The sequence below is a fragment of the Mesorhizobium sp. P160219 genome (genome assembly GCF_057786095.1).
Window position 1 is genome coordinate 3,546,570 of the sequence record NZ_JBYNWG010000001.1, and the last position, 22,567, is coordinate 3,569,136.

The 22,567-nt window shown below is 63.2% G+C and carries 20 protein-coding genes and 1 tRNA gene; 9 read left to right on the forward strand and 12 right to left on the reverse strand.

Translation table 11 applies throughout. The features are described 5' to 3' along the window. Together AC3EMP_RS17165 and AC3EMP_RS17170 are read left to right on the forward strand one after the other, a co-directional pair. Positions 1–384 carry an ACT domain-containing protein gene (locus tag AC3EMP_RS17165; protein ID WP_023700600.1) on the forward strand — a complete coding sequence of 128 codons (384 nt, stop codon included), beginning with the start codon at positions 1–3 and terminating at the stop codon, positions 382–384. 122 nt (positions 385–506) lie between these two features. Beyond that, positions 507–1,940 (forward strand): aldehyde dehydrogenase family protein, encoded by a 1,434-nt coding sequence (locus AC3EMP_RS17170; RefSeq protein WP_023672552.1) that lies wholly within the window; start codon positions 507–509, stop codon positions 1,938–1,940. 63 nt (positions 1,941–2,003) lie between these two features. On the opposite strand, the gene AC3EMP_RS17175 is transcribed toward AC3EMP_RS17170, so the two are convergent. The 9 genes from AC3EMP_RS17175 to AC3EMP_RS17215 all read right to left on the reverse strand — a co-directional run bounded on the left by AC3EMP_RS17175 (position 2,004) and on the right by AC3EMP_RS17215 (position 12,110). Continuing rightward, a complete protein-coding gene (locus tag AC3EMP_RS17175; protein ID WP_023700598.1) occupies positions 2,004–3,314 on the reverse strand; it encodes an HlyD family type I secretion periplasmic adaptor subunit in 1,311 nt (436 codons plus the stop codon). Further along, positions 3,311–5,047, reverse strand: a complete 1,737-nt coding sequence (locus AC3EMP_RS17180) for a type I secretion system permease/ATPase (protein WP_023672554.1) — start codon at positions 5,045–5,047, stop codon at positions 3,311–3,313. Before AC3EMP_RS17180 ends, AC3EMP_RS17175 begins: the two co-directional genes overlap by 4 nt. A 34-nt stretch (positions 5,048–5,081) precedes the next feature. Further along, the gene (locus AC3EMP_RS17185) at positions 5,082–5,504 is read right to left on the reverse strand and encodes a hypothetical protein (RefSeq protein WP_023750467.1); all 423 of its coding nucleotides are present in this window, start codon (positions 5,502–5,504) and stop codon (positions 5,082–5,084) included. A 72-nt stretch (positions 5,505–5,576) separates the two neighbouring features. Continuing rightward, positions 5,577–8,918, reverse strand: coding sequence for a M10 family metallopeptidase C-terminal domain-containing protein (locus tag AC3EMP_RS17190; RefSeq protein ID WP_352710202.1), 3,342 nt, complete (start codon positions 8,916–8,918; stop codon positions 5,577–5,579). Positions 8,919–9,209: 291 nt separating this feature from the next. Beyond that, complete coding sequence (locus AC3EMP_RS17195) at positions 9,210–9,713, reverse strand: hypothetical protein (protein ID WP_023682882.1); 504 nt, start codon at positions 9,711–9,713, stop codon at positions 9,210–9,212. Positions 9,714–9,856: 143 nt separating this feature from the next. Further along, positions 9,857–10,096 (reverse strand): hypothetical protein, encoded by a 240-nt coding sequence (locus AC3EMP_RS17200; protein ID WP_023682881.1) that lies wholly within the window; start codon positions 10,094–10,096, stop codon positions 9,857–9,859. Between the two features lie 203 nt (positions 10,097–10,299). Continuing rightward, positions 10,300–10,932 carry a hypothetical protein gene (locus AC3EMP_RS17205; RefSeq protein ID WP_023682880.1) on the reverse strand — a complete coding sequence of 211 codons (633 nt, stop codon included), beginning with the start codon at positions 10,930–10,932 and terminating at the stop codon, positions 10,300–10,302. A gap of 9 nt (positions 10,933–10,941) precedes the next feature. Next, positions 10,942–11,015, reverse strand: a tRNA-Gln gene (locus AC3EMP_RS17210). Between the two features lie 147 nt (positions 11,016–11,162). Further along, entirely contained in the window at positions 11,163–12,110 is a 948-nt protein-coding gene (locus AC3EMP_RS17215) for a lysylphosphatidylglycerol synthase domain-containing protein (protein WP_023715377.1), read from the reverse strand. A 349-nt stretch (positions 12,111–12,459) separates the two neighbouring features. On the opposite strand from AC3EMP_RS17215, the gene AC3EMP_RS17220 reads away from it, so the two are divergent. Both AC3EMP_RS17220 and AC3EMP_RS17225 read left to right on the forward strand, forming a co-directional pair. Beyond that, a complete protein-coding gene (locus AC3EMP_RS17220) occupies positions 12,460–13,803 on the forward strand; it encodes a Ppx/GppA phosphatase family protein (protein WP_023715378.1) in 1,344 nt (447 codons plus the stop codon). Positions 13,804–14,050: 247 nt separating this feature from the next. Beyond that, positions 14,051–14,773 carry an RlmE family RNA methyltransferase gene (locus AC3EMP_RS17225; protein ID WP_488494637.1) on the forward strand — a complete coding sequence of 241 codons (723 nt, stop codon included), beginning with the start codon at positions 14,051–14,053 and terminating at the stop codon, positions 14,771–14,773. 191 nt (positions 14,774–14,964) lie between these two features. On the opposite strand, the gene AC3EMP_RS17230 is transcribed toward AC3EMP_RS17225, so the two are convergent. Beyond that, positions 14,965–16,386, reverse strand: a complete 1,422-nt coding sequence (locus tag AC3EMP_RS17230; RefSeq protein WP_023734162.1) for an MFS transporter — start codon at positions 16,384–16,386, stop codon at positions 14,965–14,967. A gap of 242 nt (positions 16,387–16,628) precedes the next feature. Between AC3EMP_RS17230 and AC3EMP_RS17235 the strand changes: the two genes are divergently transcribed. The 5 genes from AC3EMP_RS17235 to AC3EMP_RS17255 all read left to right on the forward strand — a co-directional run bounded on the left by AC3EMP_RS17235 (position 16,629) and on the right by AC3EMP_RS17255 (position 20,002). After that, the gene (locus tag AC3EMP_RS17235) at positions 16,629–16,874 is read left to right on the forward strand and encodes a type II toxin-antitoxin system Phd/YefM family antitoxin (RefSeq protein ID WP_023673036.1); all 246 of its coding nucleotides are present in this window, start codon (positions 16,629–16,631) and stop codon (positions 16,872–16,874) included. Next, positions 16,871–17,326 carry a PIN domain-containing protein gene (locus AC3EMP_RS17240; RefSeq protein WP_023673035.1) on the forward strand — a complete coding sequence of 152 codons (456 nt, stop codon included), beginning with the start codon at positions 16,871–16,873 and terminating at the stop codon, positions 17,324–17,326. Before AC3EMP_RS17235 ends, AC3EMP_RS17240 begins: the two co-directional genes overlap by 4 nt. A gap of 142 nt (positions 17,327–17,468) precedes the next feature. After that, positions 17,469–18,971, forward strand: coding sequence for an IMP dehydrogenase (gene guaB, locus AC3EMP_RS17245; RefSeq protein WP_023734161.1), 1,503 nt, complete (start codon positions 17,469–17,471; stop codon positions 18,969–18,971). A gap of 19 nt (positions 18,972–18,990) precedes the next feature. Next, positions 18,991–19,560 carry a hypothetical protein gene (locus tag AC3EMP_RS17250; protein ID WP_050587175.1) on the forward strand — a complete coding sequence of 190 codons (570 nt, stop codon included), beginning with the start codon at positions 18,991–18,993 and terminating at the stop codon, positions 19,558–19,560. Positions 19,561–19,582: 22 nt separating this feature from the next. Continuing rightward, a complete protein-coding gene (locus AC3EMP_RS17255) occupies positions 19,583–20,002 on the forward strand; it encodes an MAPEG family protein (protein WP_023673032.1) in 420 nt (139 codons plus the stop codon). Between the two features lie 63 nt (positions 20,003–20,065). Here AC3EMP_RS17255 and rnd read toward each other — a convergent pair whose 3' ends face one another. Beyond that, the gene (gene rnd / locus AC3EMP_RS17260) at positions 20,066–21,217 is read right to left on the reverse strand and encodes a ribonuclease D (protein ID WP_023682426.1); all 1,152 of its coding nucleotides are present in this window, start codon (positions 21,215–21,217) and stop codon (positions 20,066–20,068) included. A gap of 75 nt (positions 21,218–21,292) precedes the next feature. Further along, positions 21,293–22,537, reverse strand: coding sequence for an MFS transporter (locus tag AC3EMP_RS17265; protein WP_023689528.1), 1,245 nt, complete (start codon positions 22,535–22,537; stop codon positions 21,293–21,295). Between the last annotated feature and the right edge of the window lie 30 nt (positions 22,538–22,567).

The window sequence follows — 22,567 nt, forward strand, 5'->3', positions numbered from 1 at the left end:
ATGGCAGTCAGGGTCCGGTTGAAGCCGCTCTCGGGGCGGTATGCGGTTTCGCGCCTCGAAGCAAAAGACAGCATTCCCGGCTGGGCGGACGGGCCGGGCTTCGTCAGCATTACCAGGACCGACGACGAGCTTTCGGTTGTCTGCCTGCAGGATCGGGTGCCGGACGGGGTGAAGCATGACAGGGACTGGGTCGCCCTGAAACTCCAAGGTCCCTTTGCCTTCGACGAAACAGGCATCGTCCTGTCGGTGATAAAACCATTGTCGGAAAACGAACTCGGCATTTTTCTGGTATCCACCTTCGATGGTGACCATCTGCTCGTCAAAGCCAAGGATGAAGCCGCGGCAAGGGGGCTTCTGGTCGCGGCGGGGCACACGCTTCTGTAGCCGTAGGCTCAATCGCCCGCCCTTGCGTTTGACATCGCTCTTGCCCCATGCCTATTCCTGAACCGATACGACGATCCGGCGATCGCCCCCCATCAATTCAGAAATCCCCCGAGGAGAAGCCCGTGTCACACAATCTGCAGTTCTATATCGACGGCGTGTGGGTCGATCCTGTCGTGCCCAGCACACTCGACGTCATCGACCCGTCAAACGAAGATGCTTTCGCGCAGATTTCGCTCGGCTCAAAGGCCGATGTCGACAAGGCGGTTGCGGCCGCCAAGCGCGCCTTTGAGACATTCGGCTTCACTTCGGTCGAGGAGCGCCTGGATATCCTCAACCGCATAATCGAGGTCTACAAGAAGCGCAGCGCCGATCTGGCGCTGGCCGTATCGCGCGAGATGGGCGCGCCGCGCCAGATGGCACTCGACAGCCAGGTCGGCATCGGCCTGGCACATCTGCGGAAGATGGCCGAGGTGCTGAAGTCGTTCGAATTTCGCCAAGTCAAGGGCTCGTCGCTGATCGTCAAGGAGCCGATCGGGGTCGTCGGCCTGATCACGCCGTGGAACTGGCCGCTGAACCAGATCACCTGCAAGGTCGGTCCTGCGCTCGCCGCCGGCTGCACCATGGTGCTGAAGCCCTCGGAAATCGCGCCGCTCGACGCCATCATCTTTGCCGAAATCATCGACGAGGCCGGCGTTCCCAAGGGCGCCTTCAACCTCGTCAATGGCGACGGCCCGGGCGTCGGCCAGGCGCTGTCCAGCCATCCCGATGTCGACATGATGTCGTTCACCGGTTCGACCCGCGCCGGCATCCTGGTTGCCAAGGCGGCCGCCGAGACGGTCAAGCGCGTGCATCAGGAACTCGGCGGCAAGTCGGCCAACATCCTGTTTCCCGATGTCGATCTTGAAAAGGCGGTGAGCAAGGGCGTCGCCGGCTGCTTCAGCAACTCAGGCCAGTCCTGCAACGCGCCAACCCGCATGTTCGTGCCGCGCGACCGCCATGATGAGGCGACCGGCTACGCCAAGACGGCGGCCGAAAAATTGACCGTCGGCCCGGCCGATGCGGCCGGTACCAAGCTCGGCCCGGTGGTCAGCCAGATCCAGTTCGACAAGATCCAGGACCTGATCCAGGCCGGCATAGATGAAGGCGCGACGCTCGTTGCCGGTGGCCCCGGCCGTCCGGCCGAACTCAACCGCGGCTACTATGTCCGCCCGACCGTGTTCGGCGATGTCACGCCCGACATGCGCATCGCACGCGAGGAAATCTTCGGACCGGTGCTGGCGATCATGCCTTACGACACAGTGGAAGAGGCGATCGGCACCGCCAACGACACCGTCTATGGCCTGGCCTCCTACATTCAGGCCAAGGACATTCAGAAGGCCCGCGAAGTCGCCGCCCGCATGCGCACCGGCAACGTCTACATCAACTATCCCCAATGGGACGCCGGCCTGCCCTTCGGCGGCTACAAGCAATCCGGCAACGGTCGCGAATACGCCGAATACGGCCTCGAGGATTTCCTCGAGATCAAGGGCATCGCCGGCTACGAGGCGGCGGAGTAGGGGCTACCCCTTGGGGACCGGCAACCAGCCGGTCCCGAGGCTTCAGCTCTCAAACGTGCGGCTTCACTCTTCCCGGAAAGCTTTCTGGATCTGATCCGACAGCGGCTTCACCAGATAGGAAAGCATCGTCCGGTCGCCCGTCGGGAAGAACACCTCGGCCGGCATGCCCGGCGCCAGCGCCAGCCCGCGCAGCTTGGCGACCTCCGTTTTCGGCAGCGTCACCCGCGCCACATAGAAGGCTGCTCCGGTGCGCTCTTCGACGGTGAGATCGGCCGAGATCCGCGACAGCGTCCCGGTCAGCTCCGGCGTGGTTTGCCGATTGAACGCCGACAGGCGCAAAATCGCATTCTGGCCCATCGTCACCTGGTCGATATCCTGCGGTGCGATATGCGCTTCAACGGTCAGGTCGTCCGTCACCGGTACGATCTGCATCACCTGTTCGCCGGGGGTGATGACCCCGCCGATCGTATGCACCGCCAACTGCAGCACCACGCCATCCTGCGGGCTGCGCAGATCGATGCGCTTCAACTGGTCCTCGGCCGCTACCTTGCGTTCGACGAACTCGGAGATCTTTCCCTGGGTATCGCGTAAATCGGTCGCGACCTCGCTGCGAAGATCCTGGTCGATCTGGATGATCTGCAGTTCGATCTCGGACGCCTTGCCTTTCACCTGGGCAATTCCCGCGGTCAACTGGCCATGCTCGCCTTCGAGCCGCACCGCGTCCCGTTCCAGCGACGTCATGCGGTCGATTCCTATCAGCTTGCGATGCCAGAGCGACCGCACACCTTCCAGCTCGATCTGGATCAGCTCGATCTCGCGGCGTTTCGCCTGCAGCTGCTCGGTCAGGCCGGCACTCTCCTGCTTCAACTGCGCGATCCGTTCGCGCAATTGCGATCGCTGGCCAGACCGCGCCTGGTGCCGGAAATCGAACAGCGATTGTTCTCCGGCCATCGATGCGGCAACACCGGCTTCGTCGCGCCGCGATGTCAAAACGTCCGGAAAGCTGATCGTGTCCTTGCCGTCACGCTCCGCCTCCAGGCGCGCCAACCGTGCATAAAACTCATCCAGACCTTTTGAGACGATCGCCAGATTGGCGCGTGTTGTCGTTTCATCCAGCCGCACCAGAATATCGCCCGCCTTGACCCGGTCGCCTTCACGCACCCTGATCTCGCCGACCACGCCGCCCGTCGGATGCTGAACCTTCTTTACATTGGAATCGACCACCAGCCGGCCAGCTGCGATCACCGCACCCGACATCTTGGTCACCGCCGCCAGGCCGCCAACACCTCCGACAAGCAGCAGACAGGTAGCAACGCCAGCCACGAGATAGCGGCGGACCTGCCGGTGATGCAAAGCGCTTCTGTCCTCGCTCATGCCGGAACGCCTCGCTCCGTGGCGGCAACGACCTTGAGCGGCGCTGCCGATCGGAAGACCTTGTTCAGCACCTCGTCCTTCGGACCGAAGGCCTGCACATGGCCATTGGCCATCACCAGCACCGTATCGACATTGGCCAGCACACTGGACCGGTGCGCGACGACGATAACGATGCCGCCGCGGTCCCTGATGCCCTGGATCGCTGCGGACAAGGCCACTTCACCCTCCGAGTCGAGATTGGAATTCGGCTCGTCCAGGATGACCATGAACGGATCGCCATAAAGAGAGCGCGCCAGCGCGACACGCTGGCGTTGCCCCGCCGACAGCGAGGCGCCGGCTTCGCCAACCTTCGTGTCGTAACCGTCGGCCAGATGCACGACGAGATCATGCACGCCGGCGGCCTTGGCTGCCGCAAGCACCATGTCGGATGACGCATCCGGGTCGAAGCGGGCGATGTTCTGCGCAATCGTGCCGTCGAACAACTGCACATCCTGCGGCAGATAGCCGATATGTTTACCCAGCTCGTCGGCCGGCCACTGGTCAAGCGTCGCGCCGTCCAGCCGCACGGCGCCGCGCGCCGGAAGCCAGACACCTGCAAGCGTACGCACCAGCGATGATTTGCCGGAAGCACTCGGGCCGATGACCCCCAGGCCTGCTCCCCTGGCCAGTGAAAAACTTGCATCCCACACCACCGGCGTGCGTTCGCCCGGCGGCGCGACACTGACATTCTCGACCGCCAGCGCGCTGACAGGCGCGGGCAGGGTCACGCCGGTTGCGCCTTCCGGCAGCGCGGACAGAAGCTGCTTCAGGCGTGCCCAGCTTTGCCGCGCCGAAATGAAACCCTTCCAATGCGCTATCGCCAGTTCGATCGGAGCCAGCGCCCTGCCCATCATGATCGAGCTTGCGATCATGATGCCGCCGGTCGCCTCTTGCTTGATGACCAGATAAGCGCCGATCGCCAGCATTGCCGATTGCAGCATCAATCGCAGGATCTTGGAAATCGTGCCAAGCGTTCCCGCGACATCGCTGGCCGCCGCATGGGCGTTCAGGTACTCGGCATTGACGGCAGACCACCGCTCGGCAATACGCCCGCCAAAACCCATGGCCTGCATGGCTTCGGCATTGCGCCTTGTCGCCTCGGCCAACGTGCTGCGGACGGCTGCGTGCTGTCCGGCGATCCTTGTCGGGCCGCGGGTCCGGAATTCGGCCAGAAGCGTCAGTGCAAACAGGACAACGGCGCCGGCAAGCGCGGTAACGCCGATCCAGAAATGAAAAATGAAACAGATGCCGATATAGAGCGGCATCCATGGCAGGTCGAACAAAGCGGTCGGTCCGGCACTGCCGATAAAGGATCGGACCTGATCGAGATCCCGTAGGGGTTGCAGCCCGTCGCCGGAAGGCTTGGCGCGCAGCGGCAGGCGCATCAGCGCCGAATAGACCGACGGGCTCAGCTTTGCGTCCAGCTCCTGTCCCAGCCGCACCATGAGGCGGGAGCGGATCAGCTCCAGCACTCCCTGAAACACGAACAATGTTCCCGCAAGCACCGCCAGGCCGACCAGCGTCGGCACGCTGCGACCCGGAACGACGCGGTCATAGACTTGCAACATGAAGAACGAGCCGGTCAGGGTCAGCACGTTGACGACCCCGCTCATCAGGACGATGCCCGAAAACGCACGTCGAAACGACGCCAGGATTCCGACCAGCGTAAGCGGCGTCGATGGCGTCAGCTGCATGCAGGCTCGCAATCAGGATATGGCATCTCGTCCTTCAATAGATAACTGCCTTGAGTGTGACATGGACGGGCAGGCCGGCCTGGAACTGCGCGCTGCCCCGCGCCACCAGCCAGCCGTCCGCACGCTCCAGGCGCGCAACGACCTGCAGCGTTGGTGAAGCGGTCGAGCTTGCGGGCAGGGGCAAGGAAAATTCTATCGTCTTTGAGCCGCCCTCGCTCTTGAGGCTGGTTTTGGCGGCGCGGCGTCGCCCACTGTCCTGAATGGCGGAATCCTCAAGATAGATCTCGAGATGACCTTCCGGGATAGCCTTGCCGCCCACAAAGGTGACGGCGCCGCGAATATCTGTTGCGCGAATATCTGGCGCGCGAATATCTGGCGATTGCGCTGCCGCTGCCCCGGTGGCCGCGGCGACTGCCGCAACTCCGGCGGCCATTAACACTGTGCGGCGGTCGGTCATCGCGTCCTCTCCCTTTTCACTGCGCTGGGGTATGCGGGAGGGGAGCCTGACGGCACCCCTCCCGGCAACGCGTTAGATGACGATGAAGTCTGCAGCCGAAAGATCCAGATTTGTGTTCAGGTGTGCAAACTGAACGGCTGCTCCCTGTCCGGAACCATCGGCGTCGTAAGACAATATTCCACTGTCGGTGTCGTAGATGATGCGGTCGTCGGCATCATGAGCAGCACCGGCTGCGCTCTTGTAGAATGAGCCCAAAGCGAGGGCGCCGTCGCCGCCAACGCTGGCAAAGATGAGGTTGTCCAGCAGGATCGTATCGTCGGCGACCTTGAAGTCCTTGATCCAGTCGATATTGCCGTTCCCGAGTTCTGTCGAGAAGCGGAAATAGTCGTCGCCGGCGCCGCCGGTCAGCGTATCGGCAGCCAGCCCGCCATCCAAAAGGTCGCTGCCGCCGCCGCCGTTGAGCGTATCGGCGCCCGCAACGCCCGGCTGAGCTGGTGCCGGCGGGAATTCGACCGACACGTTCAGCTTGTAAGTCGAGCCCTCCGGCACGGATTCAACCCAGCCATCGCCAGGAGCCGAGTCCGACCATTCGCCCTCCACAATATAGTAGGTTCCGGTTTCCTGAACGATGAAGCTGGTGCTCGAATCGCGGCCGTTGTTGGAGCCGGGGTCGTTGCCGCCATCGTCGTTCTGGGCGACGATATTGCCATCGCTGTCCAGCACCCTGACGATGCTGTCATGGACATTGGGGTCGGCAATGCCATCGATGTCGATGGTGATGATCGTGCCGGCCGCCAGGTTGATGCTGTAATATCCGCCCAAGCCGTTTCCGGTGGCATTGACGGTGGTGTGAAGGGTGGTCGTCGAATCGAAGATGTCGGGGTCGGCGGTCAGCGAGAAGTTGTTCGAGATGTCGAAGGCGGTCGAGACCGAATTGTTGGTCGCGTCCGGTCCGAGCGTGGCGTAGCCGGTGCCCATGCCCGGGCGTGGCGGAGCATCGCCCTGATAGGCGAAATCGCCGAGCAGGGTGTCATCGCCGCCGCCGCCGTCGATCTTGTCGGCGCCGCCCTGGCCGGTCAGCACATTGGCCGCGCCGTCGCCGGTCAGGTGATCGTTGAAGCCCGAGCCAGCCAGATTTTCGATCGAGATATAGGTGTCGCCGCCGGATTTGCCGCCACCCAGCTTGAGGTTTTGCCCGCTGGCCGCGTCGGCGTAGTCCGCCGTGTCGCTGCCGGCGCCGCCATTCAATATATCGGCGCCGCCACCGCCGGTCAGCGTGTCGTTGCCGGCGCCGCCGGAAAGTTTGTTGGCCTGGGCGTTGCCGATGAGATGGTCGTCGAAGAACGACCCGACGGCGTTTTCGAATCCGACCAGGATGTCGTGCCGGACAACGGTGCCGCGGCCGACGATCTGCACCGGGCCATCGCCGTCGCCGCCATTGGCCGTGCCATTGGCGAGGTCGATCGTCACGCCGGCGGAGCTGCCTTCGTAGACGACCGTATCAATGCCGGCGCCGCCATCCAGATAGTCCTGGCCGGCGCCGCCGATGATCGTGTCGTTGCCGGCTTCACCGTACAGGATGTCGCCGTCATTGCCGCCATCCAGTATGTCGTTGCCGCCGCCGCCGTTGAAATAGTCGCCGCCGCCCCGGCCCCAGAAATGATTTGCCGCCGACGTGCCGATGAAACGGTCGATGCGGTCATCGGAGCCGATCAGGTTTTCGATGCTGTAGAAGGTGTCGCCCGTAGCGGTTCCGCCGCTGGCCACGTTCGTCTCGAGGTTGACGAGCAGCTGGAAGGGGCTCTCCTTGCTGAAGTCTACCGTGTCGACGCCGGCGCCACCCCTGAATATATCGACGCCATCCTGGCCGCTCAGCGTATCGTCGCCGTCGCCGCCGTCGAGGATGTCGTTGCCCTGGCCGCCGAGGATCGTATCGTTGCCGCGGCCGCCATAGAGCGTGTCATTGCCGTCGTCGCTCTCGGTCTGGTCTGGAAGGTCGGCGACATCGATGGTGTTGTTGATGTCGCGGCTGGCGAGCGAGTCGCGGCCGCCGATGATGAGATCATCGCCGCCCTGACCGAAGATCGTGTCGTCGCCGGCGCCGCCGTCGAGCGTATTGTTGCCATTGTCGCCGAAGATGACGCTGGTCATCGTGTTGTCGCCGATGGTCGGTGCGGTTTCGGTGCCGCCGTCTCCAGGCTGGAGTGTCGACTCGTCGGCGTAGATGATGTGTTCGACGTTGGCGATTTTCCGGATATTCAAGTTCCGGTTCAGCAGAACGACCGTGTCATTCCCGCCATTCGCTTCCTCGCGCACGACGTCGTCGAGGGAATCGACGAAGTAGGTGTCGTCGCCGCCATTGCCGGCCATGCGGTCGCCGCCGCCGCGGCCATCCAGCACGTTGGCTCCGTCATTGCCAATCAGGACGTCATCATAGCTGCTGCCGATGCCGTTCTCGATGTAATAATCGGTGCCATCGGCGTTGTGCCCGGCAAAGATCGACACATTGTTGCTGTGGCCGTTGACGCTGGAGAACTGTCCGGCGCGCAAATCGAGGATCGTGCCGGCCGTCGAGCCGGAGAAGTCGATCGTGTCGGTTCCGCCGGTGTCATGGATGACAAAACCGATATCGTGCTGCATGCCCGAGGAGGTCAGCCGGTAGCCGTCCACGGCACTGCCGAAGCCGTAGACGTTGTCGCCCGTGTTGAGATCGATATGCTGATAGGTGCGCACGCCGTTCTCGTCGACGGTGGAGAAAAAGCGGCGGATGACAGCCTCGATGTCGGCCATCATCGGCGTTGACGCCGACCAGCGGCTGGTTTCACCGACATCGATCCCGTCGAAATAGGACATGACGCTGTATTGCTGACGGTCGTAGGTCCAGGTCGCATTGTTCAGATAATTGATCTGTACGCCGCCGGGGCCGCTGTAATTGTAGAGCCCGGGGTGGTTCAGCCCGAACTCATGACCGAATTCATGGATGAAGGAATCGAAGACATAGCCGCCAATATCCGTCTTGTTGACCTCGGTGTCGTGGAAACGCTGGCCGATGCTGACATAGCGGTCGTTGGAATAGGCGCTGCCGTCGTCCTCTTCGCCCAGTTCGGGGCTGACAACCTGCATCCAGTCCGTTGCGCTGTTGTATGGTGCATTGTCGACGATTTCGAACTTCAACGGGGTGACACTGGCCCACATCTGCAAGGCGCCGATCGCGGCGGCCTTGTATTCGGGATGGTCATTGAGCTCGGAGACATTTATCCTCAGCGTTCCCGCCGCGATCGCCGGCGTTATCGACCGGTCCAGCGCTCCAAGGTAGGTGAGGAAGGCCCCGTAATCTTCGCTTTTGCCGTACGGGTTGTCCGGCGTCTGGTCGTTGACCCACCATTGATCGCTGGTTTGGCTTGAGTTCGGCATCCTTGGGACTCCTTGGTCTCGCAGCCGTGGCAATTACGGCTGTACGGTTTAGCAGTTGCCAACCACCGACAAGCATCGTTTGCGCTTGCCGGTCGAGCCCCGTCCCAGTGCCAACAATGCTATTGGAATCTTCACTTGTCTAGCCTCAGTTCGCGCTCGGTACATATGAAGGTTCTTGGGCGCGCTTGTACCGGCGGGTTTTGAGATACTGGTTTGGTGTTAATTGAGCTATCGCTAATCTATGGTCGTACCTCGCCCGTAGGCACGAGGGGCTGAATGCGCAAGCGTGCTTCAGGAACCCGTCCGGCGCGCGAAATGTTCATATGTCACGCGCCAGGGGTCGCTCTCCGCTCGTCTCTCCTCACCGATCCAGTGAAAGCTGGCGGCGGTGATCTCGGTGAACCGCCACCGCGCCTGCAGGCCGCGCGAGTCGGCGCCCATCTGGACGATGTCCTTGCCTTCGGCCCGCCCGATCTGGCGCGAGTAATCCTGGTTGAGCGGATCGCTCCAGATAATGTGCCAGCCACCGATCCCGGGATCGAAGACGCGCAAGGTCGTGCCATACATGGTGGACGGGGCAGGGCGCCTGGGCCTGATCCAGATGTCCTGAATGGCGCGGCCTTCGAGCACCCAGCCAAAGTGACACTCGCCATCCGATTTCTGGATTGTGCCGTCGTTGCGGTGGTGAACCGTCTCCATGTCCCAACTGCCAATCAACCATCCATAGAGGTCCATGTCTTTCGCCCGGTCGGCTGGCGGACCTTCGGATGCGAGAGCGGTGAGAAACGTCGTCATGATTGTCTCCAGGGCAAGCCTCGCGGAAACGCTGGGCGCCACAACCCTTGCAGCGTTGCGGGCCCGGGTCTTGGGAAAAATTGCTGTAGTGCCGCGGCTGCCGACCTTCCGCGTTCGCGCCATATCGCATCTATGCACCAATGCTAATGTAGCGTCGGCGGGTACCCCAATGCCCGCCTGGCCGGCGCCTCCTCAGGCAATCTCTTGGATGAGCGGCGCCGGCCGCTGGCTTGGGCGCAACCAAACTCCTGCCGGAGAACGCCAGCTGCCCAATCGCGCAGTTCTGGAGAAGCATCGCCCGATTTCATGATCGACACGGCCAGCGCCGCCATGTCTGCAGGCGGCTTGTTGTGCGAGGTCACATAGGTGAAATAGCCGGCCATGATGAAATGACCGGCGGGACGATCTGGAGTGCCGCCAAAGCTATTGCGCGCCAGCGTTTGGGCGGGCCGGGTGCTGGAACGTCATCCTTGTCCACGAAATCGACCATTCTGCTCTGTCCAAAAGCCGGGAGAACACAATCCGAAAGGATGATCTACATTAGTTAAAATGCGGATAAATCCTTATGGGAGATGCTGTCGCTGCCCTAGTCGGTCCCTTCCGGCGGCGCCTCATCTTGCCAGCCGGCCAGCTCCGGCAGGTCGTCCAGCCAGCTTTTCTCCGTCATCAAGATTTCGCCGGCCTGTGGTGCCGCCTCAGTGGCGTTTTGAATAAGCCAGTCCATCCACTTTCGATAAGCGGCTGGGGCCAGTTCGGGCGGCAGCACCTTGGCCTTGGCCAGCATGCGTTTACGGAAGCTGAGCTGCCTGCGCAGTTTGGTCGTCGTGAATTTTGTCGCCTTGCCCTGGTATTCCACCGTCCAGCGCCCATCGCCGTGGCTGGTCAGCCTGTCGATGGCAAAACCGGCATCGACCGGCCTGTCCCGCCAGGGAAGCTCGATGGCGTTCCGCCTCAGATCGAGAGCCCATCGCCTATAGTCCGCCCCGGCACGCTGCGGCGGCAGAACGCCGGCCTGTTCGAGGATTTTCCTGCGAAAGGTAGGCTGCTTCTTGATCTGGCCGGTTGTCAGCTCGATGCGATGCCCACGGAACTCGACATGCCAGCGGATTCTCCCGTTGCCGACATATTTTGCCAGCCTGTCGATGGCGAACTCGTCGTCGGACAACTCCACGCATCCCTGGCGGATGCGTTCGAGGATGTACTGGCTGTCAGTGGGCATGACGTGCCTTGGCTGGGGAACCTGGATTCGAACCAGGACTAACGGAGTCAGAGTCCGTGGGTCTACCGTTAACCTATTCCCCAGCAGGCGCTGTCGCGCTGGTGGGCCGCCGAAGCAGCCGCGCGTGCCTTGTAGCCGCCGCCGGAAAATAGTCAAGCCTAAGCTGCGTTTCAATCACAGCGTTTCATAGGGGCAATTACGCCCGGGTGGCGCGCCGCACCCAATGATCCTCAGCTCTCTGTCCGGCTGTATTGCGAATGCTCGAAGAACAGCACCACGCCGAGCGCGATCAGCAGCGGGATGATCAGGTAGAACAGCCGGAACACCAGAAGTGCCGCCAGCACGCCGACCGGGTCCATATCAGACAGTCCGGCGAGGAACACGACCTCGAACACGCCGAGCCCGCCCGGCGCGTGCGAGATCTGCGCAACCGAGAATGACACCAGGAACACGCCGAGGATGACGAAATAGCCGGGATTGCCGGCAACGGGCAGGGCAAAGAAGATGATCGCCGCCGCCGCCAGAAGCTCGATCGGGCCGATCAGCAATTGCCGCGCCACGATCGGCAGCGCCGGGTAGTGCAACTGGAAGCCGGCGATTTTCAGCGGCTTCAGATGCAGCCAGCTGCCGAAGATGTAGGCGCCGACCAGGATCAGCAAAGCGATGCCGGCGGCGATCGCCAGGCCGTGGTGCGGGGCGCCGGAAAAGCGGTCGATGATTGCAGGCTCGAAAACCAGCACCAGGCCGCCGACCAGAATGCTGGAGAGCACGAAGGTGATCCAGCAGATCGCCACCAGAATGCCGACATCCTGGCCGGTCAGCCCCCTGGTGCCGTAGGCGCGGTAGCGGATCACGGCGCCCGAAAACACCGAGCCGCCGATATTGTGCGACAGCGCATAGGTGGTGAAGGAGCAGAAGGTGACGAACAGCCACGACATCTTCTTGCCGATATGTAGAAGGGCAATGTGGTCGTAGCCGGCAAGCGAGGCGTAGGCGACCACCGAGCTCAGTGCCGCAAGCATCCATCCGCGCGTCGGGATGGCTGATATGCCGTCCCAGACATCGTCGATCGAGATGCCGCGCAACTCATGCCACAGCAACAACAGCGACCCGATGACCGCCGCGACACCGATGACCGGCCACAGATAGCGCTTCCAATTCGTGGCCCCCCAATTCATGGAGTTGTCGTCATGTGTTGCTGCCCATCGCCCAGGCGGGCGTTAAAACGTCCGCGATTCACCAATTCCCCCTCATTTCAAAAATGCCTCATTGAAGCCGGCTATTCAACCGGCAAGGGTGAGCAGCCGGTTCGCCAACGGCGAATTCGTCGTGCCAGTGGCAAGATGAAAGGCTAGCGAACGCCGGGACGCTGCAAAGCAGCGGGGATCTGGCAGGACGCAGCCGGCAAAATTTGAGTCCTTGCTCTTGGTGATCCGGTCCGGCGCTGCTACTCTGGCGGCAACTTAAAAGATTGAAGCGCCTGCTGCGTCCGGTTTTCCGGTTCGCGCGGCGCCGGAAGGAACTGAAGTGGAAGACCACGACACCGGCGCTGGCGCGCCGGAAGTGGGCGTGTCCAGGGCTTCGCCGCCATCAGGCGGGCCAAGCCCATCCGCCGGGCGGCCCCGCCAGGCGGGGCCCCAGTCCGGCAACGGACAGGCCGGCGACGCCCAGCATCAGCGCGGCAAGGCGAGAAAGCGGCGCAAGCGCCGGCGTGGGCGCAAGGTTTTTGCGCGCGACGACAGCCCTCTCGCAACGGCCGCGGCGGTCGGTGCGCCGGCCTCCGTCGGCCCGGCCGCTCCAGCGCCCGTGCCTTTGCCCTCGGCCCCACAACCCCGACCGGAACAGCCCATGCATCGGCCGCCGATGCAGGAACTGCCGGTGTTTGCCGCGCTCGATCTCGGCACCAACAATTGCCGGCTGCTGGTCGCGGTGCCGCAACGCCATGGCCAGTTCCGCGTCATCGACGCCTTCTCGCGCATCGTCAGGCTGGGCGAGGGGCTGACCGCCAATGGGCACCTTAGCCAGGCGGCGATGGACCGCGCCGTCGAGGCGCTGAAAATCTGCGGCGACAAATTGCGCAACCGCAAGATCAGGAAAGCCCGGCTGATCGCCACCGAGGCTTGCCGCACCGCCGATAATGGCGTCGAATTCCTGCAGCGCGTCGAACGAGAGGCGGGGTTGAAGTTGGAAATCATCGACCGCCAGACCGAGGCGCGGCTTGCTGTATCCGGCTGCGGCTCGCTGGTCGAGCGCGACACGCAAGGCGTGGTCCTGTTCGACATCGGCGGCGGCTCGTCCGAAATCGCGCTGATCGACCTCACCGGCCAGCGCTCGCCGCGGCTTGCCAACCACATCGTGTCGTGGACGTCGCTTCCGGTCGGCGTTGTCTCGCTGGCCGAGCGTTTTGGCGGCCGCACGGTGACGCGCGAGATCTTTGCCGCCATGGTCGACGACGTCGCGGTGCGGCTAAAATCCTTTGATGGTCGCGACCGGTTGAGCCACGTGCTGACCAGCCCGAAATTCCATCTGCTGGGCACATCCGGCACGGTGACGACGCTGGCCGGCGTCCATCTCGACCTCGAACGCTACGACCGGCGCCGCGTCGACGGGCTGTGGATGGACCGCGACAGCGTCGACCGCATGGTCGAAAAACTGGTCGGCTGGGATTTCCAGCAGCGCTGCGCCAACCCGTGCATCGGTACGGACCGCGCCGACCTGGTGCTGGCCGGCTGTGCTATCCTGGAAGCCATCCGTGCGGTGTGGCCGTCGGAGCGGCTGCGCGTCGCCGACCGGGGCTTACGCGAAGGGATTTTGAGCGAGCTGATGGCCGATGACGGCGTCTGGCGCAACAGTGGGCGGGGCCGAGCATGATCCGCATTGCTTTGGTGAACGGTCGACCCCCACTCCGTCGAGCTTCGCTCGACACCTCTCCCCCGATCGACGGGGTAGAGGAAGGGCGCGAACTTATGCAGACCAGCGCCTTTCCTCTCCCTCCGGAGGGGGGAGAGGTGGCGCGGCGAAGCGGCGACGGAGTGGGGGAAGCCCTCCGCGAAACGCGAAGCGGCCGAAAAACGGCGGCAACTCGGCGAGTGCAAAAACTCAAACAAGAAATAACGTCATGACAAAGAAGCCGGAAAAGCCGGGCTCCGCCAGCATTCGCGTCCTCAAAACACGAATCAAGAAGAAGTCGGGCCTCAAAAAATCGTCGCGCCGCTGGCTGCAGCGCCACATCAATGATCCCTATGTCCAGCGCTCCAAGGCCGACGGCTACCGGTCGCGCGCGGCCTACAAGCTGATCGAGATCGACGACAAGCACCATCTCTTGAAGCCCGGCATGAAGGTCATCGACCTCGGTGCGGCCCCCGGCGGCTGGTGCCAGGTGGCGGCCGCGAGGACCAAGTCGACGGCGGAAAATCCACATGTCATCGGCATCGACTACCTCGAAATAGATGCGGTGCCGGGTGCGCCGGTGCTGCTGATGGATTTCCTCGACCCGGAAGCGCCGCAAAAGCTCGCCGAGGCGTTGGGCGGCGACCCCGATGTCGTGTTGTCGGACATGGCCGCGCCGACGACGGGTCATAAGCGAACCGACCACATCCGCACCATGCATTTGTGCGAGGTGGCCGCCGATTTCGCGCTGTCGGTGCTGAAGCCGGGCGGGCATTTCCTCGCCAAGACCTTCCAGGGTGGCGCCGAGAACGAGCTGCTTTCGATGCTGAAGAAGAACTTCCGCTCGGTGCACCACGTGAAGCCGCCGGCGTCGCGCGATGAGTCGGTGGAACTGTATTTGCTGGCGAAGGATTTTAAGGGCAGAGAGCCACCAGTGGCATCGTCATCCTAGGGCGAAGCAAGGAGCGAAGCGACGCAGCGCAGACCCTAGGATCCATGCCGTGACGTTAACGCGTTGAAACGCTGCAGAATTCTGTGCCGCTGCATCCTTCGATCAAGATCACGGCATGGATCCTAGGGTCTGCGCGACGCTTTGAGTCGCTTCGCCCTAGGATGAACGAAGTGATGAGGGGCGCTCGCCCCTTACTTCCCAGCCGTGCTCACCGGCTCCAGCGTCTTCGGCGTCGTCAGCCGGCCATGTCCCGACACGGCATTGCCGGCATCCGGCGCCAGCCGCATGAATGACACGGACGCTGCCGCCGACACCGCCGCCACGATGAAGAAGGCGATGTGGAAATCGCCGAGCGCCAGCGGTCCGCCATGGATCGAGGTCGAGACTTCCAGGATGCCGCCGGCCAGCGCCACGCCGAGCGCGATCGACAACTGCTGGAACACCGCCGTGATCGGCGTTGCCTTGCTGGTGTCTTCAGCCGTCACCTCGGCATAGGAGAGCGCGTTGACGCCGGTGAAGAACATCGAGCGGATGAAGCCGCCGACCAGCAATATCGCCAGCATCAGCGCGTAAGGCGTCTCCGGCGTGAACAGGCCGTATATGGCGATCGATGCCGCGGCGATCAGCGAGCCCCAGATCAGCACCCGGCGGAACCCCGCAAGCCGGAAGATCAGCGCGGTAACGAATTTCATGCCAATGGCGCCGATGGCCGAGACGAAGGTGATCATGCCCGACTGGAACGGCGTCAGCCCGAAGCCGATCTGGAACATCAGGGGCAACAGGAACGGCACCGCGCCGATGCCGATGCGAAACAGCGAGCCGCCGAGCACCGAGGAGCGGAACACCTGGTTGCGGAACAGTTCCAGCGCCAGCAGCGGGTTCTTGGCGCGCCGCGCATGCAGCAGATAGAGCACGCCGGAAATCAGCCCGACCGCCACGGTGATGAGGCCGGTCGCCGGCGGCAGATAGGGCAGGCTGACCACCGACAGGCCAAAGACGACGCCGGAGGCCGCCAGCCCGCTCAGCACGAAACCGACGAAATCGAGCGGCGGCGTCTCCATCGAGTCGGTTTGCGGCAGGAAGCGCGTCGCCAGCCAGATGCCGATCAGGCCGATCGGCACGTTGATCAGAAAGATCCAGTGCCAGGTGAAATAAGTGGTGATGAAGCCGCCGATCGGTGGTCCGACGAGCGGTCCGACCAGCGCCGGCACCGTCAGCCACGACATGGCGGCAACCAGCTCGCTCTTCGGCGTCGCGCGCACCAGGACCAGCCGGCCGACCGGCGTCATCATGGCGCCGCCTATGCCTTGCAGGAAGCGCGAGACGACAAAGGCCGGCAGCGAGTTGGAGACGGCGCAGCAGACCGAGCCGACGATGAACACGCCGATCGCGGCGCGAAAAATGGTCTTGGCGCCAAACCGGTCGGCCATCCAGCCGCTGATCGGAATGAAGATGGCCAGCGACACCAGATAGGCGGTCAGCGCCAGCTTGAGCGCGATCGGGCTGGTGTGGATGTCGACGGCGATCGCCGGCAGCGATGTCGCAATGACGGTCGAATCCATGTTTTCCATGAACAAGGCGACCGCCAGAATGAGCGGAATGATGCGGTTCAACGAACGCGTCCGAATTGGCCAAAATTGCGTGCCGGCCAATCCAGGCAATGAAAAGGCGGGGCAAGCGATACGAACCGGCGGTTATCACGCCTCAGGCGCGATGTCGCATTAATTTGCTGTCACTTTTGTGCGACCGTGGGCGGACAAGAGGCGTCGCTGCGTTTCGCCACATTGAATGAACTTGCGAAAATTGACCGGGTTCACTATGCTGTAGTGAATATAACTACTATATGGACAATGCCATGGAAGAAGCCGTTTCCGCAGCCGACGCCAACCGCAAATTCTCGCTCCTCCTGCGCGGTGTCCGCGAAGGACAGAGCTATGTCGTGACCAGCCATGGGCGTCCCGTGGCGCGGATCGTGCCTGCAGGGCAGCCCGACCCTGCGGCGTCTCGTTCGCGCACAGCGCTGCTGTCGCGCCTCGAACGCCAGCCTGTTGTAGAAGCCGGGCGCTGGAGCCGCGACGAGCTTTACGAGGACGAGCGGTGAAGGTCGCGCTCGATACCAACATCCTTGTTTATGCCGAGGGGATCAACGGAGCCGAGAAGCGCGACATCGTTTTCGGCCTGCTGCACGACATTGCGCAAGAGGCAGCCGTCATTCCAGTCCAAGTGCTCGGCGAATTGTTCACCGTTCTCACACGCAAGGCCGGACGATCACGTGCACAAGCGCGCGACGCCCTGTTGAGCTGGCGCGACGCGTTTCCGGTTGTCGGCACGACGCCGGAGGTGATGACGGTCGCGGCTGATCTTGCGACCGATCACCATTTCGGCATCTGGGATGCGACCATCCTGTCTGTTGCCTCGCAAACCGGTTGCCGGCTGCTGCTGTCGGAAGATCTGCAGGACGGCTTCACCTGGGGCGGCGTAACGGTCGTCAATCCTTTCGCGTCACCGCGCCATGTCTTGCTCGATGCCCTGTTGGGCAAGTCCGCCGAATAGGCCACGACCGGCTTTTCAACCACGCCGCGACGTGTTACCAGCCAGCGCCAATCCTGAAAGGGAAGAAACGAGTCGGCGCTGTCCATTTCGGTCCAGCGCTTTTTTGTATTCTCCCGGCGCTTTTCGTATCCGAGGACTGGCCATGGCAAAAATCATCGAAACGTCCACCGGCGCGCTGGCGCTGACCTTTGACGACGTGCTGTTGCAGCCCGGTCATTCCGAGGTCATGCCCGGTGAGACCGACATCCGCACCCGCATCGCCACCGACATCGACCTCAACGTGCCGATCCTGTCGGCCGCCATGGACACCGTCACCGAGGCGAGGCTCGCCATCGCCATGGCGCAGGCCGGCGGCATCGGCGTCATCCACCGCAATTTCTCGCCGGCCGAACAGGCCGAGCAGGTGCGTCAGGTCAAGAAGTTCGAATCGGGCATGGTCATCAATCCGGTCACCATCGGCCCCGACGCCACCCTGGCCGACGCGCTGGCGCTGATGCGCACCTATTCCATCTCGGGCATTCCGGTGGTCGAGAATGGCGGGACCGGCGGCCAGAAGATCGGCCGCCTCGTCGGCATCCTGACCAACCGCGACGTGCGCTTCGCCTCCGATCCGGGGCAGAAAGTCTACGAATTGATGACCCGTGAGAACCTGATCACGGTCAAGGAGAATGTCGACCAGGACGAGGCCAAGCGGCTGCTGCATCAGCACCGCATCGAAAAGCTCGTCGTCGTGGACAAGTCCGGCAATTGCGTCGGCCTGATCACCGTCAAGGACATCGAGAAGTCGCAGCTCAACCCGCACGCCACCAAGGATGCGCAGGGGCGCCTGCGGGCGGCGGCAGCCACCAGCGTCGGCGATGACGGCTTCGAGCGCGCCGAGCGGTTGATCGATGCCGGTGTCGACCTCCTGGTCATCGACACCGCGCATGGCCATTCGCAGCGCGTGCTCGATGCGGTGACGCGGGCCAAGAAGCTTTCCAATTCCGTCCGCATCCTGGCCGGCAACGTCGCCACCGCCGAAGGCACGCAGGCGCTGATCGACGCCGGCGCCGATGCCGTCAAGGTCGGCATCGGCCCGGGCTCGATCTGCACCACGCGCATCGTCGCCGGCGTCGGCGTGCCGCAGCTTTCGGCGATCATGTCGGCGGTCGAGACGGCGCATAGATCAGGCGTGTCGGTCATCGCCGACGGCGGCATCAAATATTCGGGTGACCTGGCCAAGGCGCTTGCCGCGGGCGCCAGTGCGGCCATGATCGGTTCGCTGCTGGCCGGCACCGACGAAAGCCCGGGCGAGGTCTATCTGCATCAGGGCCGCTCCTTCAAGGCCTATCGCGGCATGGGCTCTGTCGGCGCCATGGCGCGCGGCTCGGCCGATCGCTACTTCCAGGCCGAGGTTCGCGACACGCTGAAACTGGTCCCGGAAGGCATTGAAGGGCAGGTGCCCTACAAGGGACCTGTGTCTGGCGTGCTGCACCAGCTTGCGGGCGGGCTAAAAGCCGCTATGGGTTATGTCGGTGGCCGCGACCTTGCCGATTTTCGCGAACGCGCCACCTTTGTGCGCATATCCAACGCCGGACTTCGTGAAAGCCACGCCCATGACGTCACGATTACCCGCGAAAGCCCGAACTATCCTGGCGGAGCCTGACCGGCAGCCAGAGCGGTACATGCTCTGGCGCCACCAGGCGACGATCGTGCTGCGGCTGGCGCGCCATGCCGGCGCGCTGTGCTTTGCCGCCGCGGCGGTTTTCATCATCATGACGCTGCTGGAATTCTTCTATTTCCGCCGGCTGAGCGGTGGCCTGCCGTCGCTCGACGTGCGCCTTGGCGGGTTCACGCCCGATGAGGGCATGGCCTGGCTGACGGCACTCGGCCGACGCGGCAGCGAGATCATCCTGGTCTGGCACTATTTGACTTTCGACCTTCTCTTCCCGGCGCTGCTGTCGCTGACCATGGTCAGCCTGATCCTGGCAACGGGGCGGCGGCTGAAGAATTTTCGTGCCATGCCGGTGCAGCTTCAGGCGCTGTTCGCGCTGGTCATCGTGCTGCCCTACACATGCGCCGACTACGCCCAGAACATTGCGGTGGCGCGGCTCTTGTCCGATGCGCTGTCGGCCAACCCGGATTCTCTGTCTTTGGCCTCGTCGCTGATCGTCACCAAATTCGCGCTGCTGGCGATCCCCGTCATCGTCATCGCGTTTTTGATCCTTGCCGCCCAGCGGCGTCCACAGGCATGAACGACAGAGCAGGGGCAACGCCATGAGCCAGACCGCGATTTTCTGGCCGATGCTGGCGCAGGTGTTGCTCGTCTATATCGTCTATGTCGTGATGGGCCGGCGCCGCTACGGCGCGGTCAAATCGGGCGAGGCCAAGGTCGGTCAATACAAGGTGCGCACGACCGAGCCCGGGTCGAGCGTCACGGTTGCCAACAATCTCATCAACCAGTTTGAACTGCCGGTGCTGTTCTATGTGCTGTGCCTGGCGCTGCACGCGACCAATGGCGTCAATTATCTGACCCTGGCCTTGATGTGGATTTTCGTGATTTCCCGCTATGGCCACGCCTGGGTCCACCTCACCAGCAACAATCTGCGGTTTCGCAGCCGCGCCTTCTACGTCGGCGCGATCATTCTCTTGCTGGCATGGATCTGGTTCGCGCTACACCTGCTCGGAGCGGTGTAGGGCAGTTGTTTACCCTCCCCCTTGTGGGGAGGGTCGCTCCGCGCAGCGGAGCGGGGTGGGGGTCTACAAATCGAACACCGCGATCTTGCGCTTGTCGAACTTGATGCCGATTTCGCCGCGCACCAGCTTCAGTGCGGCTTCGCCGAACACGGCGCGTCGCCAGCCCTGCAGGGCCGGCACGTCGGCATCCTCGCCCTCGGCGGCGATGCGGTCGATGTCGTCGCTGGACGCCAGCACTTTCGAGGCGACGCCTTCCTTCTCGGCGACGATCCGCAACAGAACCTTCAGCAGCTCGGAGGCGGCATTGGAGCCCTCGGGCGGCTGAAAGCTCTTGGGCAGCTTCGGCATCTCTTCGCGGGGCAAAGCGAGCGCCGTGTTGACCGCGCCAAGCAATGCGGTAGCCGTCGACGAACGCTCCCAGCCTTTCGGCGTCGTGCGCAGCTTGCCCAACGCTGCCGCATCGCGCGGCGCCTGCTGGGCGACCTCGTATATGGCGTCGTCCTTGAGCACCCGGCCGCGCGGCACGTCACGCTCGCGCGCCTCGCGTTCGCGCCATGCCGCCACCGTCTGCACGATCGCCAGCTCCTGCGGCTTGCGCAGCCGCATCTTCAGCCGCTTCCAAGCGTCTTCGGGGTGCGGATCGTAGGTCTCGCGCGAAGTCAGCACCTCCATTTCCTCGTTTAGCCAATGGGCGCGGTTTTCCCGCTCCAGTTCGGCGCTGAGATGCTTGTAGACGTCGATCAGATGGGTGACGTCGGCCAAGGCATAGTCGAGTTGCTTGTCCGACAGCGGCCGGTGGCGCCAGTCGGTGAAACGCGAGGATTTGTCGAGCCGTGCGCCGGTGATGCGCTGCACCAGCTGATCGTAGGAGACGCTGTCGCCGAAGCCGCAGACCATGGCCGCGACCTGGGTGTCGAACACCGGATGGGGCACCAGATCGCCGAGATGGACGATGATTTCAATGTCCTGGCGCGCGGCATGGAAAACCTTGACCACCGCCTCATTGGCCATCAGCCGGAAGAACGGGGCGAGGTTGATGTCGGGCGCCAGCGGGTCGATCAGCGCGGTGACGCCGGGCGCCGCCATCTGGATCAGGCACAGAATCGGCCAGAATGTCGTTTCGCGGATGAATTCGGTGTCGACGGTGACGAAATCCGACTTTTCAAAAGCGGCGAGAACGGACTCGAGCTCATTTTGGGTGGTGATGACGTGCATCAAATCGCTTTTTAGTAACGGGTAAGGTTCTCTTTCAATTTCAGCCATGGGCGCTTTCGTCAAGCCGCCCTTCGGTCAAGTATCAGCCGATCCGTCGGAATCGCCATTTCTGCGCGCCAGCCGCGCGAAGACGGTTGATGTGCGCAGCAGCGCCGTGAAGCGGCTGCGCTTGCCCGCCGGCACGCTGCCGCGCACCTGCATGCGGTAGAGAATGACGGCGATGAGGGTGGCGTAGACGACTGCGCTGAAGACAAACAGGGCGCCCGGTCCGAAATGTTGCATCACTGCGGACGCCGCGAAGGGGCCACCAATGGCGCCGAAGGAATAGAACAGCATCAAGGCGGCGTTGATCAGCACGAACTCGCCCTTGTCGGCGCGGTCGTTGGAATGCGCCGCCGATAGCGAATAGAGCGGCATGGCGAAGCTGCCGAAGATGAAGACGATGATCAAATTGAGGGTCGGATCGGCGCCGGCGACGAAGACCAGCGCCAGCGCCGCGAACATGGCGCCGCATGTCGTGGCCAAAAGCACCGCGCGCCGATCCCAGCGGTCGGAGAGGTAGCCCAGCGGATACTGGATGAGGGCGCCGCCGAAGATGCCGACGCTGACGAAGGTGACGACATCGGCCACCGACATGCCGATCTGCTCGGCATAGACCGGCGACAGCGTGCGGAACGCGCTGTTGGTGACGCCGACGCAGATGCAGCCGAAGCAGCCGAGCGGCGAAATCCGCCAGACGCGGGCGAGATCGAGCTTGACGTCTTCCGGCGGCGTCGGGTTGGAGCGGTCGCCGAGCGACACCGGAACCAGCGACAGCGTGATCATCATCGACATGATGGCGAAGATGGCAAAGCCGCCGGGGCCGAAGATCGGGATCAGGAACTGCGCGCCGGTCACCGAGCCGATATCGACCATGCGGTAGATGGCCAGCACGCGCGCACGATCCTTGTTTTCGACGCCGGAGTTCAGCCAGGCTTCCATGACGGTGAACAGACCGGCAAAGCAGAAACCGCCGGCAAAGCGCACCGCGCACCACATCACCGGATCGATGATCAGCACCAGGAGCAGCGTACTGGCCGCGGCGATGGCGGCGAGCGCTGAAAACGTCCGGACATGGCCGACTGCCTTGAGGATGCGGGTGACTGCGAGGCAACCAAGCAGGAAGCCGGCGAAATAGAACGTGCCCATCAGGCCGATGTCGGAGGCCGAAAACCCTTCCTGCGCGCCGCGCAACGCGATCAGCGTGCCCTGCAGCCCGTTGCCGCCAAGCAGGATGCCGGCGGCGATGAGGAGCGGGATCAGCGGGCGGATGGAGGACATACGGAACCGTTGCTTAGGTGGCTCCACAGT

Bases quoted from the DNA above. Each gene is read 5' to 3' on its own strand.
- AC3EMP_RS17165 (WP_023700600.1), top strand. From the start codon at position 1: ATGGCAGTCAGGGTCCGGTTGAAGCCGCTCTCGGGGCGGTATGCGGTT.
- AC3EMP_RS17175 (WP_023700598.1), bottom strand. From the start codon at position 3,314: ATGAGCGAGGACAGAAGCGCTTTGCATCACCGGCAGGTCCGCCGCTAT.
- AC3EMP_RS17180 (WP_023672554.1), bottom strand. From the start codon at position 5,047: ATGCAGCTGACGCCATCGACGCCGCTTACGCTGGTCGGAATCCTGGCG.
- AC3EMP_RS17185 (WP_023750467.1), bottom strand. From the start codon at position 5,504: ATGACCGACCGCCGCACAGTGTTAATGGCCGCCGGAGTTGCGGCAGTC.
- AC3EMP_RS17190 (WP_352710202.1), bottom strand. From the start codon at position 8,918: ATGCCGAACTCAAGCCAAACCAGCGATCAATGGTGGGTCAACGACCAG.
- AC3EMP_RS17195 (WP_023682882.1), bottom strand. From the start codon at position 9,713: ATGACGACGTTTCTCACCGCTCTCGCATCCGAAGGTCCGCCAGCCGAC.
- AC3EMP_RS17200 (WP_023682881.1), bottom strand. From the start codon at position 10,096: ATGGCCGGCTATTTCACCTATGTGACCTCGCACAACAAGCCGCCTGCA.
- AC3EMP_RS17205 (WP_023682880.1), bottom strand. From the start codon at position 10,932: ATGCCCACTGACAGCCAGTACATCCTCGAACGCATCCGCCAGGGATGC.
- AC3EMP_RS17215 (WP_023715377.1), bottom strand. From the start codon at position 12,110: ATGAATTGGGGGGCCACGAATTGGAAGCGCTATCTGTGGCCGGTCATC.
- AC3EMP_RS17225 (WP_488494637.1), top strand. From the start codon at position 14,051: ATGACAAAGAAGCCGGAAAAGCCGGGCTCCGCCAGCATTCGCGTCCTC.
- AC3EMP_RS17235 (WP_023673036.1), top strand. From the start codon at position 16,629: ATGGAAGAAGCCGTTTCCGCAGCCGACGCCAACCGCAAATTCTCGCTC.
- guaB (WP_023734161.1), top strand. From the start codon at position 17,469: ATGGCAAAAATCATCGAAACGTCCACCGGCGCGCTGGCGCTGACCTTT.
- AC3EMP_RS17250 (WP_050587175.1), top strand. From the start codon at position 18,991: ATGCTCTGGCGCCACCAGGCGACGATCGTGCTGCGGCTGGCGCGCCAT.
- AC3EMP_RS17255 (WP_023673032.1), top strand. From the start codon at position 19,583: ATGAGCCAGACCGCGATTTTCTGGCCGATGCTGGCGCAGGTGTTGCTC.
- rnd (WP_023682426.1), bottom strand. From the start codon at position 21,217: ATGCACGTCATCACCACCCAAAATGAGCTCGAGTCCGTTCTCGCCGCT.
- AC3EMP_RS17265 (WP_023689528.1), bottom strand. From the start codon at position 22,537: ATGTCCTCCATCCGCCCGCTGATCCCGCTCCTCATCGCCGCCGGCATC.